Annotated in this window: 14 protein-coding genes; 4 read left to right on the top strand and 10 right to left on the bottom strand. The window is 64.0% G+C overall.

Going from position 1 to position 13,288, the window contains the following annotated elements:
• Positions 1 to 126: 126 nt before the first annotated feature.
• Positions 127 to 627 carry an MOSC domain-containing protein gene (locus tag CMN27_RS11335; RefSeq protein WP_293626524.1) on the top strand — a complete coding sequence of 167 codons (501 nt, stop codon included), beginning with the start codon at positions 127 to 129 and terminating at the stop codon, positions 625 to 627.
• Between the two features lie 133 nt (positions 628 to 760).
• On the top strand, positions 761 to 1,552 hold the full coding sequence (locus CMN27_RS11330) for an EAL domain-containing protein (RefSeq protein ID WP_293626522.1): 792 nt from the start codon (positions 761 to 763) through the stop codon (positions 1,550 to 1,552).
• A gap of 28 nt (positions 1,553 to 1,580) precedes the next feature.
• Here CMN27_RS11330 and CMN27_RS11325 read toward each other — a convergent pair whose 3' ends face one another.
• From CMN27_RS11325 to CMN27_RS11310, 4 genes are read right to left on the bottom strand one after another with little or no spacing between them, the layout of a single operon-like run.
• Positions 1,581 to 1,886: a hypothetical protein gene (locus CMN27_RS11325; protein ID WP_293626520.1), complete on the bottom strand. Its 306-nt coding sequence runs from the start codon at positions 1,884 to 1,886 to the stop codon at positions 1,581 to 1,583.
• A 20-nt stretch (positions 1,887 to 1,906) separates the two neighbouring features.
• On the bottom strand, positions 1,907 to 2,650 hold the full coding sequence (locus CMN27_RS11320) for an ABC transporter ATP-binding protein (RefSeq protein ID WP_293626518.1): 744 nt from the start codon (positions 2,648 to 2,650) through the stop codon (positions 1,907 to 1,909).
• The gene (locus CMN27_RS11315) at positions 2,647 to 3,453 is read right to left on the bottom strand and encodes an ABC transporter permease (RefSeq protein ID WP_293626516.1); all 807 of its coding nucleotides are present in this window, start codon (positions 3,451 to 3,453) and stop codon (positions 2,647 to 2,649) included. The genes CMN27_RS11320 and CMN27_RS11315 overlap by 4 nt, the downstream gene beginning before the upstream one ends.
• A gap of 3 nt (positions 3,454 to 3,456) precedes the next feature.
• Positions 3,457 to 4,557: an ABC transporter substrate-binding protein gene (locus tag CMN27_RS11310; protein ID WP_293626514.1), complete on the bottom strand. Its 1,101-nt coding sequence runs from the start codon at positions 4,555 to 4,557 to the stop codon at positions 3,457 to 3,459.
• A gap of 339 nt (positions 4,558 to 4,896) precedes the next feature.
• On the opposite strand from CMN27_RS11310, the gene CMN27_RS11305 reads away from it, so the two are divergent.
• Together CMN27_RS11305 and CMN27_RS11300 are read left to right on the top strand one after the other, a co-directional pair.
• A complete protein-coding gene (locus tag CMN27_RS11305; protein WP_293626512.1) occupies positions 4,897 to 5,820 on the top strand; it encodes a recombination-associated protein RdgC in 924 nt (307 codons plus the stop codon).
• An 11-nt stretch (positions 5,821 to 5,831) separates the two neighbouring features.
• A complete protein-coding gene (locus CMN27_RS11300; protein ID WP_293626511.1) occupies positions 5,832 to 6,410 on the top strand; it encodes a gamma-glutamylcyclotransferase in 579 nt (192 codons plus the stop codon).
• 530 nt (positions 6,411 to 6,940) lie between these two features.
• Here CMN27_RS11300 and CMN27_RS11295 read toward each other — a convergent pair.
• The 6 genes from CMN27_RS11295 to CMN27_RS11270 form a co-directional block, all read right to left on the bottom strand.
• Entirely contained in the window at positions 6,941 to 7,474 is a 534-nt protein-coding gene (locus CMN27_RS11295; RefSeq protein WP_293626510.1) for a hypothetical protein, read from the bottom strand.
• A gap of 14 nt (positions 7,475 to 7,488) precedes the next feature.
• Entirely contained in the window at positions 7,489 to 7,830 is a 342-nt protein-coding gene (locus tag CMN27_RS11290) for a winged helix-turn-helix domain-containing protein (RefSeq protein ID WP_293626509.1), read from the bottom strand.
• 141 nt (positions 7,831 to 7,971) lie between these two features.
• Positions 7,972 to 10,398 (bottom strand): endopeptidase La, encoded by a 2,427-nt coding sequence (gene lon, locus CMN27_RS11285; protein ID WP_293626508.1) that lies wholly within the window; start codon positions 10,396 to 10,398, stop codon positions 7,972 to 7,974.
• 362 nt (positions 10,399 to 10,760) lie between these two features.
• A complete protein-coding gene (locus CMN27_RS11280; RefSeq protein WP_293626506.1) occupies positions 10,761 to 11,480 on the bottom strand; it encodes an LrgB family protein in 720 nt (239 codons plus the stop codon).
• A 1-nt stretch (position 11,481) separates the two neighbouring features.
• Entirely contained in the window at positions 11,482 to 11,826 is a 345-nt protein-coding gene (locus tag CMN27_RS11275; RefSeq protein ID WP_293626504.1) for a CidA/LrgA family protein, read from the bottom strand.
• A 219-nt stretch (positions 11,827 to 12,045) separates the two neighbouring features.
• Entirely contained in the window at positions 12,046 to 13,137 is a 1,092-nt protein-coding gene (locus tag CMN27_RS11270) for a M42 family metallopeptidase (RefSeq protein ID WP_293626502.1), read from the bottom strand.
• Positions 13,138 to 13,288: the final 151 nt, after the last annotated feature.

Genomic DNA, 13,288 nt, shown 5'->3' with positions numbered 1-13,288 from the left:
GTCGTCAAGTTGTACGAATATAGCCCTCATCGGCGACATCACAGCAGGGTTGAGCCTCGCGCTCAAGCAAAGCCGCATACGTTCGATGCCAGAATGGTCGTATTGCGACGCCATCAACAGGGGCTTATGGCCGAACACGGCGGTGCCCGACTCGAACAGATCTGGATCGCGCCGAGCCGCGGTGCGGCGATGCAGGCCCGCGAACGCGTGCAGGCCGAGGCGGGGCGTGGCCTGGTCGGCGATCGCTATCATGCCGGTACGGGCACGTTTTCGGGCCGCTACGCGGTCAAGCCCGGCGTGCGCGAGGTTTCGCTTATTCACGCCCGGGCAATCGTCGAATGCAGCCGGCGGCTCGCGCAGCCCATGGAAGCGGGCGCGCTGCGGCGCAATCTGGTGATTAGCGGCCTGCCCGATACCGATCTGCGAGGGCGCATGCTTTGCATCGGAGAGGTGCGGTTGGAAATTCTGGCCGGCTGCCCGCCCTGCGGGTATCTGTCGCGTCTGCTCAATCTCGACATGCGCCGGGGCCTTTCACATATTGGCGGTATGCGTACGCGTATTGCCGTGGGCGGCCGGCTCGTGCAGGGTGAAAGCGTAACGGTCGAGCCGCTCACGCGGCCGGGGTGATCATCCCACGAGGCCGATCGCAAAAAAAGTCAAAAAAATATCAAGTTGCGGGGTCTAGTCAGCGATCTGTCGGCCGATAGAAAGCCCTATCCACCCACGCCCGTCGACGGGCCTGAGCTTTTTCAGAGCTAGAATGTCCCAATGTCTCCGAGATGATCAGGGCCACTGTCGCCGCTGTGACAATGGTCTTGAATTCGATTTCACGATGGCGTTCCAGCCGATCGTGGATATCGCTACGGGCGAGGTCTTTGCGCAGGAAGCACTGGTGCGCGGCGTCAACGGCGAGTCGGCCGGCGAGATTCTCTCGCGGGTCACGCCGGCGTCCTTGTATCGATTCGACCAGGGCTGTCGCACGCGCGCGATCCAGCTCGCCCACGATCTGGGCTGCGAACAGCTGGTTTCGATCAACTTCCTGCCGAACGCGGTCTACGAGCCCAGCGCCTGTATTCAGGCGACGCTCAAGCTGGCGGATGAACTCGGTTGGCCGTTGCAGAACATCATGTTCGAGGTCACCGAAACCGAGTACGTGCGCGACCGCCGTCATCTGCAGCGAATCGTCGAAGCCTATCGTGCGATGGGTTTTTTGACCGCCCTGGACGACTTCGGCGCCGGCTACGCCAATCTCGAGCTGCTGGTGGATATTCGCCCGGACGTCATCAAGGCCGATCGCAATCTGATTATCGACGTGAACCAGAACGAGCGCCGCCAGGCACTCATGGAAGGGCTGATCACGCTGACCAACCGTCTGGGCATTCGCCTGATTGCCGAAGGGGTGGAGACGCTGGCCGAGGCGTGCTGGCTGTACCAGCGCGGCATCAAGCTCCAGCAGGGCTATCTGTTCGCGCGGCCGGCAATCGAAACGATGTCGCTACCTCCGAGCGATCTCATCGAACAGATTCGGGCCAGCGCCTCCGCAAGCGTCTAGGCAACGGTTCGCCACTGCGCGGCGTACTTCACGCGCGCATGTAGGCCCAGCCGTCGCGCTGGCGCTCGGCAATATGCACGACGGCAGCGGCCACCCGGACCAGCGTATCGGGCGCCGCGATCTGCTTGTTCTTCAGCGTGTTGGCACAGACGCGCAGATGCGCGTCGGTGTCATGCGGGCTGTCGACGGCCGCCTCCACGGCATCGGCATTGATCACGATTTCCACCTGGGCATCCGGCGCTGCGGCGAGGAAGTTGGCGGCATTGCTGCGAGCCCGGGCGAGTGACGCCGCATCGGCGGCATGAATGATCAGGCGAAGCGGTTCATCGGACATCGAGGCGGCTCCAGCGTGGTCTACAAGGCGTCGGCAACGCGTTGGGCAAAGGCGTTGAGGTCCGCGTCGTCGCGCTGGCGCGGATAGGGCGAGGGCACGCGCTCATCGAAGACCACCCGCGCCGGCGTGCCGCGCATCACGCAGACGCGCTCGGCCAGATAGGCCGCTTCGGCGATATCGTGGGTCACGAACAGTACCGCCATGTTCAAGCGCTGCCAGATCGCGAGCAGTTCGTCCTGCAGGCGCGTGCGCGTCAGCGCATCCACCGCCGAAAACGGTTCGTCCATCAGCAGGATTTGCGGGCGCACGGCCAGTGCGCGCGCCAGGCCCACGCGCTGGGCCTGACCGCCGGAAATCTCGTGCGGCCAGCGCTTGCCCAGGTCCGCCATGCCGATCAAGTCCAGCACCTCGTCGATACGCGCATCGCGCTCGCCGCGCGACAGGCCGAGCCCGCTCAAACCGTAACCGACGTTCGCTCGGATGCGGCGCCAGGGCAGCAGGCGGGTGTCCTGGAATACCACCGCGCTGGGCCGGCTACCCTTGCCGGTACGAGGCGGCGTTTCGATATGGCCGGTAGCGGGCTCGATCAGCCCGGCCACGCAGCGCAGTACGGTGGATTTGCCCACGCCCGAGCCCCCGACCAGCGCCACGAATTCGCCGGCGCCGATGCTGAAATCCAGCCCTTCGAATACGAATCGCTCGTTGCCCGGATAGCGATAGCCGACATCGTCCAGCGTCAGCAGGGCATCGCGGCGCTCGCTCATGGCCGCCACCGCAGGGCCCGGTTCTCGACCAGCGCGAATAGCCCGTCGGAGAGGGTGTAGATCAGCGAAATCGCCAGCATATAGACCACCACCGCATCATAGGCGCCCACACCGGCGGCGGAGTTCATCTCCTGGCCCATGCCGGGTACACCCAGCAGCTCGGCGGCGATCAGCGTCATCCATGCCTGGCCCACGCCGGTACGCATGCCGGAGAGAATGCTGGGGGCGGCACCCGGCAGGGTGATGCTGGTAATCCGCTTGAAAAAGCCGCCGTGTCCGAAGGCGCGCGCCAGCTCGTAATAGCGCGGGTCCACGTCGCGCACGCCTGAGGCGGTCGCGAAGTAGTTCACCCAGAACACGCCGATGGAAATCACGAAGGCCGCGCCGGCGTGGCTGACCTGAAACCAGGCAATCGCGAACACCACCCAGGCCAGCGGCGGGATCGGGCGCAGAATGCGCGCGAGCATGTAGTGGGCTTCGTCGAACACGCGCAGGCTTGCTGCAAGCAGGCCAACCACGAAGCCCAGCAGCGTACCGATGCCCAGGCCCCATACGTAATGAACGAGACTGGAGGCGATCGCGGGAAGCAGGCGCCCGCCGCGATATTCGTTCAAAAGCGCCACGGGCACGGTGAACGGGTCGGGAATCGTGCCGCGCGGTGCCCAGTTGAATATATAGGCGAGCTTCCACAACGCGATGAACGCGGCAACGCCCGCTAGCCCGAGCACGAGACGCCGCAGCCGCGACGCCCCGGCACGCAGAGCCAGCGCGTTGGGGTGCGCACGGTTCGGGCGCCCGAGCATGTTCTAGGGGCTCGCGGATGCTTCGCCGGCGCGGTCGGCCGATTCGAGCGCATCGTAGAAACGGGTATCGAACAGCGCCTCGATATCGGTATCTGCACCGAGCGTGCCCTGCGCCTGCTGAAAATCGCGCATGCGGCGCGTGCCGTCGATGATGCGGTTGGGGTCGGCCACGAAGTTGTCGCTCGACTGGGCCACGGCTTCGGCCACCACCTCACGCGGCAGGCGTCCGCCGCCGACGTACTGGTGCACGGCGTCGATCGCGGCCTCGTCGCCTGCTTTCAGTTGTTTTGTCGCGCGGTCGTGCGCGGCGACGAGCCGTTCGACAACCTCCGGATGCGCTTCGATGAACTCGGCGCGCACGGCGAGCACGGCGCCTGGCTGGCCGGGGAACATGGCTTCGCCCTTGGCCACCACCCGGGCATCGTCAAGGCGGTTTTTGACGATGCTCACCACTGGCTCGAGGATCGCCGCGCCGTCGACCGCTCCGGTAAGCAGCGATTGCTGTACCTGCGATGCGCCCTGATGGATCACGTCAATCACGCCCGCATCGACGCCCAGCTGCTTGTCCAGCCAGTAGGCCAGCACCGTCTGCGGTACCGAGCCCACGGGGAACGTCGATATGCGCGCCTTGCGGCCGTTGTCCTGCTGAAAACGGGCAAAGGCGGTGGCCGGGTCGCCGTCCTCGAAGTAGGGCGCGAGATTGCCGAGCGCCACGAAGCTGATCTGTTCGATGATGTTGGAGGCCACGACCTTGATATCCGCCCCCTTGCCGCGGGCGACCATGGTGGGCCCGATGCCGAAGTAGGCGATATCGAGCTGGCCGCCCAGCAGGGCCTGCACCATGGCCGGGCCGTTCTGAAACGACACCAGTTTGGGCTCGATACCGGCTGCTGCGATCGAACCGTCCTCAAGGCCCACGAACAACGGCGCATCCGGCAGAATCGGCATATAGCCGATCTCGGCCGGCACGGTTTCGGCGGGCTGTGCGGCATTGTCGCTCTCGGCGCCATTGTCGGATTCCGACGAGCAGGCCGACAGGGCGGCGAGGGCGGCCAGTAGTACAGCGGCGGTGCGCAGGCGGGCAATGAACCGGGTTCGATACATGAGAGTGTCGCTGGCTTGGATTAAGGCTGGCGATCGCCGGCCCGCGCCACGAGGGGCACGGAAAAGGGTTGCCGCGGCGATCGACCGCGTGAACAGGCTCGGACCACGTCTGTCGATGATCATCCTGCGCTCGTTCGCAGGCGGGCCCGCAGTGCGCGCGAATGGTGCCATAGCGCGCCCGCGAGCAACAGCCGCGCACGCGGACGGCGGGCCGCCTCATCGCGCTTGAGGCGGCCCACCGGGTTGGGTAAGGTCGCGCTCCAACACTGCGGTGGGGCTAACCCGCCGTGCCGGCGCGGCAACCGCGTCGTCCCGTCCGACCATGGATTATCTCTGGCTATGTGGATACGTAATCTCTGTGTGTTTCTCGGTACCGAATCCTTTCCCTGGAGTGCGGCCGAACTCGACGAAAAACTCGCCGACGCGCTGTGCCCCGAGTGCGGCGACCAGGCCACCCGGGTCGACGGTTTCGTGCCGCCGATCAAGGGAGAACACGCCATGGTGCATGCGGTCGACGGGCTGGCGATCTGTGTGCATCAGGAGATCACCCGCGTGCTGCCCAACGCGGTGCTGGCCGAAGAAGTCGATGATCGCGTCGAGCGCATCGAGACTTCCGAAGGGCGCAAGGTCAGCCGCCGCGAGAAGGCCGATATCAAGGACGAAGCGCACTTCGAGCTGCTGCCGCGGGCGTTTACCCGCTCCAAGCGCACGCCGTTGATCATCGATCTGCGTGCGCACCGCGTGTGGGTCGACGCGTCTTCGGAAAAACGCGCCGAGGACGTGGTCGCCCGCCTGCGCGAAGCGCTGGGCAGCCTGCCGGTGGCCCGACCCGATGCACGCCTGCGCCCGCCGGAAGAAATGTCGCGCTGGCTCGAGGACGTCAATGCGCTGCCCAACGGCTTCGAATGCGGCGATCGCTGCGTGTTCGAAACCACCGACGAGGTTAAATCGAGCGTGCGTGTGACCGCCATGGATCTGCAGCGCGAAGAAGTGCTCGCCCATCTCGCGGCCGGCATGCAGGTGGTCAAGCTCAACGTGGCGGTGGACGATGCCATCGAGTTCGACCTGGACGAAAACCTCGATCTCAAGCGCATCCGCGCGCTGGACCTTATCCAGGACGATCTGGATTCACTCGACGCTGGCGATGCCGTAGCCGAACTCACGGCCCGGGTCGCGCTTCAGGGCGAGGCGCTGCGCGGCGTGCTCGACCGGCTCTACACGCATTTCGGCGTGGCCGGCGAGGCCGACACCCAGGCCGCCTGAGCGGTTCTCGCATGTCGTTCGACACGACCGCTGCCAATCGCAAGGCCGGACGCTTCGAGGATCGCGACGAGCTGTGGCTGTTCGGCTATGGCTCGCTGATCTACAAGGCCGGCTTCGACTATATCGAGCGTCAGCCGGCCACTATCACGGGCTGGCAGCGGCGGTTCTGGCAGGGCTCGCACGACCATCGCGGCACGCCCGATGTGCCGGGCCGTGTGGCCACGCTGGTCGAAGCGCCGGGCGCGATCTGCATTGGTATGGCCTATCGCATTACGCCCGCCGTGTTCGGCCATCTCGATCATCGCGAAAAGAACGGCTATCTGCGTTTCGCCACGGAAATGCGCTTTGCCGACGGTCGTCGTGACGAAGGGCTGGTGTATATCGCCACGGCCGACAACGAAGCCTGGCTGGGCGACGCGTCAATCGATGCGATCGCCGGCCAGATCGCCGTCTCGCACGGCCCGAGTGGGCCCAACCGCGACTACCTGCTCAATCTTGCCGAGGCACTACGCGCGCTCGATGCCGACGACGCCCACGTGTTCGCCATCGAGGCACGGCTGCGCGAGATCGAAGCCGAACACGGGCGCTAAGCGCTAAATCGAGGCGGCGCGGCCGCGCCCCGCAGCCTTTCCAGCCTCGGCGTAGATGTTCGTGCGCAGGCGAGGTTCCTCAAGCATTGTCCGCAGATCGACGCAGATCTACGCAGATGTATCTCGACCATGCGCCGAAAGACTTTCCCGATCTGTGCTGATCGGCGTCGATCTGCGGACGCATAAAGCGCAATCGCGTCTGTGCCCCCCGCACGGCAGGGCCGGTAATGAGTCAGCCCGCGCAATCGGCGGTTCTGCCTCTAAAGAATGCGAGCCACAACCGGTCGAGGCATACGGCCCGTTCCTGCGGTGGCTGCGTTCCTCAAGAATTATCCGCAGATCAACGCGGATCTACGCAGATGGCTCTCGACATTGAGCTTTGGCCAACAGGATTTCCCGATCCAAAGAACGCGCCTAGCGCCGTTCGTTCGGCGGCTACGTTCCTCGGCGGATTATTCGCAGGTCAACGCAGATCTGGCGATACATCGCGGTCGCATCGCCGGTATCGAAACGGGTGAGCTAGAGCAGTGTTAGCTAGCCGCGTCCGGCGCGAGAACTTTGCGCACGGCTACTATGTCGCGCTCGGAAGCGCCTTCGGCTTTCAGCCACGAGAATATATCCACGAGGTCAACCGCGTGACGCAGCGCGATTTCGCCCGCTTGCCGAAGAGCCTGGAAATCCCGCCAGTGGACATAGGCGGCTAGTCGATCTTTGACCGACTGTGTCGGCGACAATATCTGTATCGTTCCGTACGCTGTACGCAGTTGGTGCCATTCGCGCACGAGTTCTCGGCCAAGCGCTAGAGGGGCCGACGGGAACTCCACCAGATACTCCGTACCTTCGCGCTGGTACAGTCGACGGGAGGTCGTCGCTTCAAAACCCAGACGGCCCAATACAGTGCCGATTTCCTTATTCGACGCGGCGGTTACGAAGTCCAGATCCTTCGATACGTAGATGCCGTCGGAGTAAATTTGTACGGCAGCACCACCCGAGAGTACGGCCTCGATCTCTTCGCGCGCCAGGGCTTCGGAGATGGTCGCAGCGAGCTGTGTGAGCTCGTTCACCGCGTCCCCGCGTTTCACGAGATCGGTGTCAATGGTTTGGCGCGTGATCGCGGGCGTCGTCTCGGTATCTCGTAGACGCTGCGTTCACGCTCCGGCAAGAGTTCGTAAGTTCGGGAAAGCAGGTCACGCAAGGGGGAAACCAAAGCGTTGGACGGGTTCCACACATACAAACGCGTCCGTCCGGCAGGCCTTGCCTTGATCAGGCCCGAGTCTTCGAATTTCGCGAGCTGCTTGTTGACCTGGCTCGTGCTCAAGCCGCTGTAGCGAGCGATTTCGCTCGCATACCCCGTCTCGAAACGATCCAGCCAAAGCAGCGTTTTTTCTGCCGCTACACTACCCAGAATGGATTCAATCATAGTGCTTTAAGTAGGCATAATAGACTACATAGTAGTCCAACAAAACTACTTTCCGCTACTCTTGGATTGAATCTTTATTGCTGGGCCGGCCGTTTGGTGCTCGTCACTAACGGCGATCAACTCGGCTCGGCCCAGCTTGGCTCAGTCGATTTCGGAGAGCGCGATCTCGATCGCCTCGTCCACGTGCGACACGTAGCGGATATCCAGGGCGCTGCGCACGTTCTCCGGAATATCCTCTTCGTCCTTGCGGTTGCGCTCCGGCAGCATCACGGTGGTGATGCCGGCCTGATGGGCGGCCAGCGTCTTTTCCTTGACGCCGCCGATCGGCAGTACCTGGCCACGCAGGCTGATCTCGCCGGTCATGGCCACATCCGCGCGAACCTTGCGATCAGTGAGTAGCGATACCAGGGCCGTATAGAGCGCCACGCCCGCGCTGGGGCCGTCCTTCTTGATTGCGCCGGCCGGCACGTGGATATGGATATCCGACTTGTCCAGACGCGTCTGTTCGATCGCCAGATCCTCGGCACGGGCCTTGACCAGACTCAGCGCGGCCTGAGCGGACTCTTTCATCACGTCGCCGAGCTGGCCGGTGATGGTGAGCTTGCCGCTGCCGGGAGCGCGCGAGGCCTCGACGAACAGGATATCGCCGCCGGCCGGGGTCCAGGCCAGGCCGGTGGATACGCCGGCGATGCTGGTACGCATGGCGATTTCGTTATCCACGCGCTTCGGGCCCAGGATGTCGGCTAGATCTTCTGGCGCGATCTTGCCGGGCCCGGCTTTGCCCTCGGCGACCTGGACCGCGGCATGGCGCACGATCGCACCGATCTCGCGGTCGAGGTTACGCAGGCCCGCCTCGCGGGTGTAATCCGAGATGAGCGCTGCCAGCGTATCGTCGCCGATCGTGCACTGTTCGGGCGTGATACCTGCCTGTTCGAGGGCCCGGTCGATCAGATAGCGCTTGGCGATCTGCAGCTTTTCCTCGCGGGTATAGCCGGGCACTTCGATGACTTCCATGCGATCGCGCAGCGGCCCGGGAATGGCGTCGAGCACGTTGGCGGTGGCGATGAACATCACCTTCGACAGGTCGAAGGGCACGCCCAGATAGTGGTCGTTAAAGCTGTCGTTCTGCGCCGGGTCGAGCACTTCCAGCAGCGCGGACGCCGGGTCGCCGTGGGCGGAGGCGCCGAGCTTGTCCATCTCGTCGAGCATGAACACGGGGTTGCGGGTACCGGCCTTGCGCAGGTGGGTGATGATGCTGCCCGGCATGGAGCCGACATAGGTACGCCGATGGCCACGAATTTCGGATTCGTCGTGTACGCCGCCGAGCGACGCACGCACGAACTCGCGATTCATGGCGCGCGCAATCGAGCGCCCGAGCGAGGTCTTGCCCACGCCCGGCGGGCCGACGAAGCACAGAATCGGTGCCTTGCCCTCGGGATTGAGCTTGTGCACCGCCAGATGTTCGAGAATACGACGCTTGATCTTGTCGAGGCCGTAGTGGTCTTCGTCGAGAATCTCGCGCGATTCGTCGATATCGATACGGTCCTTGGACAGCTTCGACCAGGGCAGTTCGGCCATGAGCTCGAGATAGGTGCGTACCATCGAGTATTCGGCCGAGGCATCCGACATGCGCGACAGTCGGCGTAGCTCGCGCTCGGTCTGCTCGGCGGCTTCTTCGGGCAGCTTGGCGTCGTCGAGGGCTTCCCGCAGGCGATCAACTTCCTCGGCCACGGTCTCATCTTCGCCGAGTTCCCGCTGGATCGAGCGCATCTGTTCGCGCAGCATGGCCTTGCGCTGGTGCTCGCCCATGCGCTGCTGGGTCTGCTGGTTGATCTCGCGCGACAGGCGCATGACCTCCAGCCGGTAGTCGAGAAACGACTGCACACGGTCCAGGCGCGCCTCCAGATCCACCGCGTCGAGAATCTGCTGCTTCTCCTTGGCCTTGAGGCCGAGATAACCGGCCACAGCATCGGCCAGCAAGGCCGCGGAGGTGATCGAGCGAATGGCGTGGGCGAGTTCGCGCGAAGGTTGATCCATCAGTTCGATGGCTTCCAGCGCGCTGTTGCGCAGGTTGTCCATGCGCGCGTCAACGTGCTTGTCGCCTTCGGGCGCCGGCTCGTCGAGCCAGGTGACCTTGGCACTCAGCCGGCCTTCGTCATCCTTGATGAACTCGCGTACGCGAAAACGCGCAATGCCCTGACAGATCAGGTGGTGTTCGCCATCGCCGCTGGTGACGTAGCGCATGATGTTGGCGCCGGTGCCGATACGATGCAGCCCGCCACCGGGCGTATCACCGTCGCCGTTCGATTCGCTATCCGTGGTGGCCAGCAGCAGGCCGACGGGCTGCTTGTTGCGGGTCGCATGCTGGGCGCTGGCAATCGCCCCCGGCTGGTCGATGACCACCGGCATGACCAGCTCCGGGAAGAGCACGGTTTCGCGCATCGGCAGGATCTGGATCACCTCCGGCTTGGGCGCCGGGCCGCTGTGTACCAGCGTATGGCTGATTTCGTCGCCGTGGTGGCTGCGCGTTTCGTTCGGCTCGGTGGCTGCGTTGGTTTCGTCGTTCATAGCGTTATCGTTTAGAGCCAGACGGGCAAACGCCGCGGGGCTTGCGAACCGTCGGGTTGGCAAGGCAGGCGCGCGTCGATGGGGTGGCCTGGGGCGCTAGCGCCGTGGCCGGCTCGTACTGGCGTGGGTCGTCATATCAACGAGCATGGGTACAGCTACGGGCCCAGACAAGACCGCCCGACGAGGGAGGCCTTGCACAATCTGTAACGGTCGCGCCGGCCGTTCAGGTGTTCGGCCTCCCGGACGCCTCGGCTGCGAGGCCAGGCTTGCCTTGCCAGCGAGGCTGGCGCAGCGCTTAGGCGTCTTGCCGCACCGTCTGCGAGTGCTCGAACGCGAACCGCGAGAGGTTATGCAGAGCGTCCCTAGAGTCCGAACAGCCACACCAGCAGCGGCACCAGAAGTGCGGTAAGCGCGCCGTTGAGACCCATGCCGAGGCCGGAATAGGCGCCGGCACGTTCGCTGTGTTCGAATGCACGGGCGGTACCGATGCCATGGGCGGCCACGCCCATCGCGAAGCCCTTGGCCACGGGGTCGTGTAGGCCCAGCAGTCGCAGTAGCGGGATGCCAATGACCGCGCCGGTAATACCGGTAAGGATGACCAGTACGGCGGTCAGCGAAGGCAGCCCGCCAATCTGTTCGGCCACGCCCATGGCGATTGGCGTGGTCACGGATTTGGGCAGCATCGACAGCAGCGTCTGCGAATCGAGCCCCAGCGCCCAGCCGATGGCCATTGCGCTGGCCACCGCGGTGATCGAGCCCGCGGTCAGAGCCACCGTGATCGGCAGCCAGTAGCGGCGCAGTTCGGCCGCCTGTGCGGCCAGCGGTACGGCCAATGCGACCGTGGCCGGCCCGAGCAGGAAGTGGATGAACTGGGCGCCGTCGAAATAATCCGAATAGGGCGTGCCGGTGACCTTGAGGATGATCACCAGCACGACCACGCTCACCAGTACGGGGTTGAGCAGCGCAAAGCTGCCCAGCCGCTTGTAGATCTGCTGGGCGAGCCAGAACACGCACAGCGTGAGGGCAAGCCACAGCAGCGGCGTTTCTTCGATATAGACCCAGATTCGTGTGAGGCGCTCCATATCAGCTTTGCCCCTTGCGGGTGAGCGCACGCAGCGTGAACGCAGTAACCACCACGGCGAGCGCGGTGCTGGCGACGAGCGTGACGGTGATCGCCAGCCATTCGTCGGCCACCCGGGCCAGGTGGCTGATGATGCCGACGCCGGCGGGCACGAACAGCAGGGCCAGATAGTTGAGCAGCCCGCGGCTGGTATCGGCGAACACCTGTGGCGTGCGCCCACGTACAGCAAGCGCCAGGAACAGCAGGATCATACCCAGCACCGGGCCGGGCAACGGCGCGCCGGTCAGGCGCACGATGATTTCTCCCGCGAGCTGGAAAAGGAGCAGGGCGGCGAGGCTACCGATCATCGATGGGGGCGCCGCTCGGCGCCTTACGGCAGAAAGACATCGAAATCACAAGTGTCGCTTAATCGTATAGCCGTCTCTGGCGTAGCCGAACGGGCGTTTACCACTACGCTCGGTCGAGTGCCGATAGGCTGGCTCGACCGCCATAATCTGAACGCGCGCGATGATGCAGACCCCGGTCCGCCCGGAATCTTCTGCAACACCGCGCCCGCACTGTCTGCCCTAGTCGAAGTAGCTGAACGTCGCGCCGGATTCCATGCTACGAACCGATTCGTAGATCAGCCGAATGACGTTCTCGACGTCGTCGCGGTGCACCATCTCGACCGTGGTATGCATATAGCGCAAGGCCAGCGCGATCAGTGCCGAGGGTACGCCCTGGTTGCTGTAGGCGAAGGCATCGGTATCGGTGCCGGTCGCCGGTGCGCTCACCAGCCGCTGGAACGGAATCTCGTGTTTTTCGGCGGTGGCAATCAAATGCTCGCGCACGCGGTTCTGCACCGCCGGCGCGTAGGTGATCACCGGGCCGGCGCCGATCTTGGCCACGCCGGTTTTCTTCTTCTCGATCATCGGCGTGGTGGTGTCGTGGGTCACGTCGGTGCAGATCGCCACGTTCGGCTTGATGCGCTCGGCGATCATGCCCGCGCCCTTGAGGCCGACTTCTTCCTGGACCGAATTGACCACGTACAGGCCGAAGTTCGGGCGCTCGCCGGATTCATGAATCAGGCGCGCGACCTCGGCCACCATGAAACCGCCCATGCGGTTGTCGATCGCGCGGCAGACAAACTTGTCGCCGTTGAGCACGAAGAATTCGTCCGGGTAGGTGATCACGCAGCCGACGTGAATACCCAGCTTTTCGACCTCTTCCTTGGAGGTGGCCCCGACGTCGACGAAGATATTGTCCTTCTTGGGCGTCTCTTCCTTCTGCGGGTCGCGCAGATGAATGGCCGGCCAGCCGAACACGCCGTCCACGATTCCGTCGCGGGTATGGATGTTGACCCGCTTGGAAGTGGCGATCTGGTGATCGGAGCCGCCGTTGCGAAGCACGTAGATCAGGCCGTCGTCGGTGATGTAGTTCACATACCAGGAGATCTCGTCGGCATGGCCTTCGATGACGACCTTGTACTCGGCGTCCGGGTTGATCACGCCCACCGCGCTGCCATAGGCATCGGTGATGAACTCGTCGACATAGGGCGCCAGATAGTCCATCCAGAGTTTCTGGCCGGGCGTTTCATAGCCGGTGGGGGCGGCGTTGTTCAGGTAGCGCTCGAGAAAATCCAGCGAATCCTCGGTAAGGATGGATTGAGTCTTGGCCATGGGAAATCCTTGTGCGCGTCGGCATCGAAAGTTGAGCCGGTGATTATCGGGCCCGTGCAGGTCCCCTTCAAGCTTTGTGCGCGGTCGCGTTCAACCGTCTATTAGTCCAACTTAAACGGTTGATTTAAAATGCCTATGTTTTGGCACTTAT

It is taken from the genome of Salinisphaera sp. (assembly GCF_002729955.1).
In the GTDB taxonomy this organism is placed as follows: Bacteria; Pseudomonadota; Gammaproteobacteria; order Nevskiales; family Salinisphaeraceae; genus Salinisphaera.
Note: the sequence above shows the minus strand (reverse complement) of the source record. Positions and strands in the feature narration are given on the sequence as shown.

What these genes read in the sequence shown, in the direction of transcription:
- CMN27_RS11335 (WP_293626524.1), top strand. Translation starts at nt 127, where the DNA reads ATGGCCGAACACGGCGGTGCCCGACTCGAACAGATCTGGATCGCGCCG.
- CMN27_RS11330 (WP_293626522.1), top strand. Translation starts at nt 761, where the DNA reads ATGTCCCAATGTCTCCGAGATGATCAGGGCCACTGTCGCCGCTGTGAC.
- CMN27_RS11325 (WP_293626520.1), bottom strand. Translation starts at nt 1,886, where the DNA reads ATGTCCGATGAACCGCTTCGCCTGATCATTCATGCCGCCGATGCGGCG.
- CMN27_RS11320 (WP_293626518.1), bottom strand. Translation starts at nt 2,650, where the DNA reads ATGAGCGAGCGCCGCGATGCCCTGCTGACGCTGGACGATGTCGGCTAT.
- CMN27_RS11315 (WP_293626516.1), bottom strand. Translation starts at nt 3,453, where the DNA reads ATGCTCGGGCGCCCGAACCGTGCGCACCCCAACGCGCTGGCTCTGCGT.
- CMN27_RS11310 (WP_293626514.1), bottom strand. Translation starts at nt 4,557, where the DNA reads ATGTATCGAACCCGGTTCATTGCCCGCCTGCGCACCGCCGCTGTACTA.
- CMN27_RS11305 (WP_293626512.1), top strand. Translation starts at nt 4,897, where the DNA reads ATGTGGATACGTAATCTCTGTGTGTTTCTCGGTACCGAATCCTTTCCC.
- CMN27_RS11300 (WP_293626511.1), top strand. Translation starts at nt 5,832, where the DNA reads ATGTCGTTCGACACGACCGCTGCCAATCGCAAGGCCGGACGCTTCGAG.
- CMN27_RS11290 (WP_293626509.1), bottom strand. Translation starts at nt 7,830, where the DNA reads ATGATTGAATCCATTCTGGGTAGTGTAGCGGCAGAAAAAACGCTGCTT.
- lon (WP_293626508.1), bottom strand. Translation starts at nt 10,398, where the DNA reads ATGAACGACGAAACCAACGCAGCCACCGAGCCGAACGAAACGCGCAGC.
- CMN27_RS11280 (WP_293626506.1), bottom strand. Translation starts at nt 11,480, where the DNA reads ATGGAGCGCCTCACACGAATCTGGGTCTATATCGAAGAAACGCCGCTG.
- CMN27_RS11275 (WP_293626504.1), bottom strand. Translation starts at nt 11,826, where the DNA reads ATGATCGGTAGCCTCGCCGCCCTGCTCCTTTTCCAGCTCGCGGGAGAA.
- CMN27_RS11270 (WP_293626502.1), bottom strand. Translation starts at nt 13,137, where the DNA reads ATGGCCAAGACTCAATCCATCCTTACCGAGGATTCGCTGGATTTTCTC.